The organism is Bacillus sp. GMs2/2, assembly GCF_050172095.1.
Lineage (GTDB): Bacteria > Bacillota > Bacilli > Bacillales > Bacillaceae_G > Bacillus_A > Bacillus_A cereus.
On the sequence record NZ_JBNLYE010000321.1, the window covers coordinates 1 to 4,506 of the forward strand.

The following is a 4,506-nucleotide window of genomic DNA, read 5'->3' on the forward strand; positions in this document are numbered from 1 at the left end:
CACGTTTTTTTCATCTAGCGGTCTGTTACTACTTTGCATATCATACATAATCAAGATTATAAAATCATATTTAGTAACAATAGACGAAATAAATTTGGAGGCTATATCGATGAATGAAAACTATGATAAACAGGGGCAATCTTTACTAGGGAATCACTTTAATGAAAAAGGCGAACGTAATGAACAAGCTACCCTTCACTCACAAACAGTTGGTTCACGTGGACCTGTTCTAGAGCAAGATAGTGTACTTCACGAGACGTTACAAGAATTTATTCATGAAAAAATTTTAGAAAGACCTGTTCATGTAAAAGGATTTGGTGCGTTCGGTTATTTTCAAACGATATATTCGATGTCTGAACATACTAAATTAAGTTTTTTACAAAATTCTAATGAGAAAGTTCCTGTTATGGTGCGATTTTCGTTAGCTGTTAGTACGAAAGGAACACCGGATACTGCTAGAAATGTACGCGGTTTTTCTACAAAATTTTATACAAAAGAAGGCATTTTTGACCTTTTATGTAATCACATTCCTGTTTTTTCTGTCCGTGATCCGATGCGTTTCCCTGAAACGATTCAAGCATTATTACCTTCACCTAAAAATAACTTAATAGACCCTAATAGATTTTGGAATTTTGTCGCTAAAGCACCTGAATCTATTCATTTTGTTGTCCGTTTATACTCTAATAATGGTACGGCCAAAAGTCTTCGCCACATTCCAGGACATAGTGTTAATACATATGTATGGAGAAATGCGGAAGGTAATCGAAAGTATGTAAAGTATCATTGGTACCCGTTTGAAGGTGTACAGTACATTACTAGTAAAGAAGCAATTAAACTAGCTGCCGAAAATCCTGATTATAGCGGGAAAGATTTATATGATGCTATTGAAAATGGTAAACCAGTGGAGTATGGTTTATACGTCCAGCTCATGGATCCGAAAGATGAAGCGCACCTTTCTTATGATCCTTTAGATGACACAAAAGTATGGGATGAACAGACGTATCCTCTCCTACCAGTCGGGAAAATGGTATTAAATAAAAATCCTGAAAATTTTATGGAACAAGTAGAAAAAGTCGCATTCTCTCCTTCTAATTTACTGGATGGTGCAGAACTATCAGATGATAAAATGCTGCAAGGGCGCGCTAACATTTACAGTGATTCACAAAGAAGAAGAATTGGTCCAGAATTTCGCAAATTAACGATTAACCAGCAGCAAGATTGGACACCTGCTAATCAAATTACAACCGGTGAAGGAAGGTACGTTGAAGGTAAACTTGAAAGAGCTTCTATAACGAAACAGGATGACTTTACACAAGCTGGTGAATTTTATACGAAGTTACAGCCAATAGAAAAAGAACATCTCGCTGAAAACTTAGCTAGTGATTTGAAAGTTATATCCGATGATATTAGGGAGATCGTTTTGGGGTATTTCAATCAAGTATCAACTGATTTGAAAACAAGCATTGAGACAAAAATGAAAGAGCATTAAGAAGATTAAAACATGCTTTACGAATGAGAATTCAGATGTATATTAATTATTTTCTTATCAAAATCCAATGAGGTTATTTAATTTAAAAATATAAAGCCAACATATCCCTGTTCTATAATTAGAACAGGGATATGTTGAATTAGTTTAATGTTTAACATTACATACTTTATTTCGCTAAAAAATGTAATAAGTAGCCTTTCAAAACAAACTATAGTAAACTATTTTACTTGTACCGTATAATTCCCTGTTCCACCACCATACTTATATACACTTAAGTAATATTTCCCTGGCTTTGCATTATAATTTCCAAGCAATTTGTTCCCATCACGTTTTGTTGCATAAGCTACATAATTATTTAAATCTGATTCAGAATATAATATCCAGTTCAATCCAAGATTTTGTTCGTTCGTAACCGAAATTTGTAAATCTTTTTGATCCTTTACATCAATAACAAATTTATCCCCCTGATCTTGATCGCTCAAGGTTCCTCTTAACAAAATATTCAAAGATAGTGGGTTTGCTGTTTCAAATGAATTATTTGGTTCTTTTTCTACAGCCGTACCTTCTTCCGTGTTCACTCCGCTAAACACAACATCATATTCAAATTGCCCAGCATTATTTACACGGTAATTTACAAAATAAGCAGTCAATGTTTTATATCCAGTCCACTCTTTTCCTGAAAGACGTTTCAACATATCATTTGTTGTTTCATTCATCACTTTCCAGTCCTCAACTTCTCCTTTAGCCGCACTTCCTGTATATGTCCCCTGTAGTGTAAATGTATTAAAGAATTGTGATTTATTCTTTGTTACTTTCACATCTTTTAATTTCGCTTCATTCGTAATATCTGAAGTAACGTCCGAAAGCGATTTTGGATCATGCTGAGTTAAATACTCATCTGATACTTGTGGAATTGTATACTTATCACGATTATCAATAAGCATTTGCATATAAGATTGATATTCTTCATTTAACTTATTATCTTTGCTTAATGTAGCACGGTATTCATCGTAACTTGAAACATCATTTGCGCGAATTAAATCATGTACTTTATCGAACATTTCTGGGCGCTTATTATACATATATGATTGCAGTGCAAACGAATAATTATAAAAATCCCACGTTCCATATTTCGCATTTAATGTTTGTGATGCTGTATAACGTTTTGCAGGATCATTAGATAACCCACCAATTATACTTTTTCGTGGTACTACACTATCTAATCGCGTTGCACCTGCAAAGAACTCTGCATTCCCTTCTTCAAACCATGTTAAACGTTCATTTTGATACATTTCCCCTTGGCCCCATAATCCCTGAACTTCGTACCTTCCCTGTAAGTAGTGCGTAAATTCATGGCGGAACAATTCTTCCAGACTATAAATACTTTGCTCTGGTGTACGTTCATATGTAAAGAAAGTCCCTGTCCCTTCAATATAAATCCCACCATTATTCGTTTCATATCCGTACAGTTGACGATTAAATTGATACTCATCTGGGCTATTATAAATAACCATCGTTAACACATCATCAGCATGTCCACTTTCAAGTGGTTTATCGCTACCAACTGTACGATAAAATTGAGAACGCACCTCTTTTGCCGCCCAGTATAGACGTTTAATTTTCTCTTCGCTAACTTTATCCCCAGTTTTAAAGACAATTGCACCATCATCAAACGTATACGTTTTCGGTAAATATTTCTTTTTCCCCTCTTCTCGAATTTGATCTAAATTTACAGTTTTGCCGTTCGCATCTATTCCTCCATAATTTGTAGTAATTTGTTCTGCCGCAACAAAGTATTGCTCTCCTAAATATGGATAAATTCGCATTGCATCTGTAACAACTTGTTGTCCTTTTGTGGGCGTGCTATGAAGCTTGCCCAATCGGCCAGCATAGTAAATTCCATTATTAATTAACCATCCGTTTTTATTTGTTACTGTACCAAGTAGTGCAAAACGATTTATTTCATTAATAAAGTTATCAATATTTCGAAACCACATCGTATCTTTTGGCTCTTTTCCAGTCGTGTACATATCCGTCTGAATATCAAAGTCAATTCCCTTCATCAACTCATATATAGCGTCTCCTTTTGTTCGGTCTTCAATGAAAGTTGCAAGATTATCGTTATATTGTTTAAAAATTTCACCTGCATATAAAACCGTTTCAACATCTGCTGATGCATTTCCAATTAATTTTCCATATGATGCAATTACTTTATTTTGTTCTGATGTACCAAGTTTGAAATTTGGATTTTTTGCAATTGTTTTTAAAGCTGGTAAACATTTATCATGGTAGCTACGCTCATTTAGTTTGCTTAATTCATCATGGTAAAAACCTAAATAAAACGCTGCACGTAGAGCTTCTACTAATGTTTCAATCCCTTTTGAATCATCTTGCGTATAAGCTTGTCCTTGTTCTCCTAGTTTATTAATAATTGCTTGCATTCGACTATCATCTTGATAGAATTTAAGACTATCACTATTAAACTGAAATAATTCCGGAATTTGATACCATTTAATTGTCACAAGAAGATCAGTTAATTGTTTGTTATTTAATTGATTTAACTCAGCCATTGAATACTTTTTTTCTTCAGCTAACGGTTTAATATTATCGGTTGGTGCTAGTGGACGCTGCGATAAATCCGCTAATTTTAACCGTTTTGTAAAAGATGCATTTTCTTGTACTTTTGAAGGGTGCGCCAATTCATTAACAGATTTCTGTATTCCTACCGGCTCCATTTGTAATACGTTCTTCACGTTTTTCTCTTTTGTCTCTGCTTGAATTTGCAAACCATTACATGTTATTGTCACTAGTCCAACACCAAGAATCCACTTAGAAATTTTCGAATATTTAACCATACCATTGCCCCCTAATTATTTAAATGAAAATTCAGAATTTTAAAATCAAAAAAACCACTTATTTGTATGTATTTACAGTTCCCCTATAAATACAACTATGATTAATAATGCAATAGTAGCTTGTTTTATACTATTACGAGTACAGATTCCTTACATACAATC

Annotated in this window: 2 protein-coding genes; one reads left to right on the forward strand and one right to left on the reverse strand. The window is 33.9% G+C overall.

Annotated features, from left to right (window positions below):
- Window positions 1-109: 109 nt before the first annotated feature.
- Window positions 110-1,489, forward strand: coding sequence for a catalase (locus ACQGS6_RS23385; RefSeq protein ID WP_061655723.1), 1,380 nt, complete (start codon window positions 110-112; stop codon window positions 1,487-1,489).
- Between the two features lie 218 nt (window positions 1,490-1,707).
- Here the strand turns inward: ACQGS6_RS23385 and colA are convergent, their stop codons facing one another.
- Complete coding sequence (gene colA / locus ACQGS6_RS23390) at window positions 1,708-4,344, reverse strand: collagenase ColA (RefSeq protein WP_426965682.1); 2,637 nt, start codon at window positions 4,342-4,344, stop codon at window positions 1,708-1,710.
- Window positions 4,345-4,506: the final 162 nt, after the last annotated feature.

Bases quoted from the DNA above. Each gene is read 5' to 3' on its own strand.
- ACQGS6_RS23385 (WP_061655723.1), top strand. From the start codon at position 110: ATGAATGAAAACTATGATAAACAGGGGCAATCTTTACTAGGGAATCAC.
- colA (WP_426965682.1), bottom strand. From the start codon at position 4,344: ATGGTTAAATATTCGAAAATTTCTAAGTGGATTCTTGGTGTTGGACTA.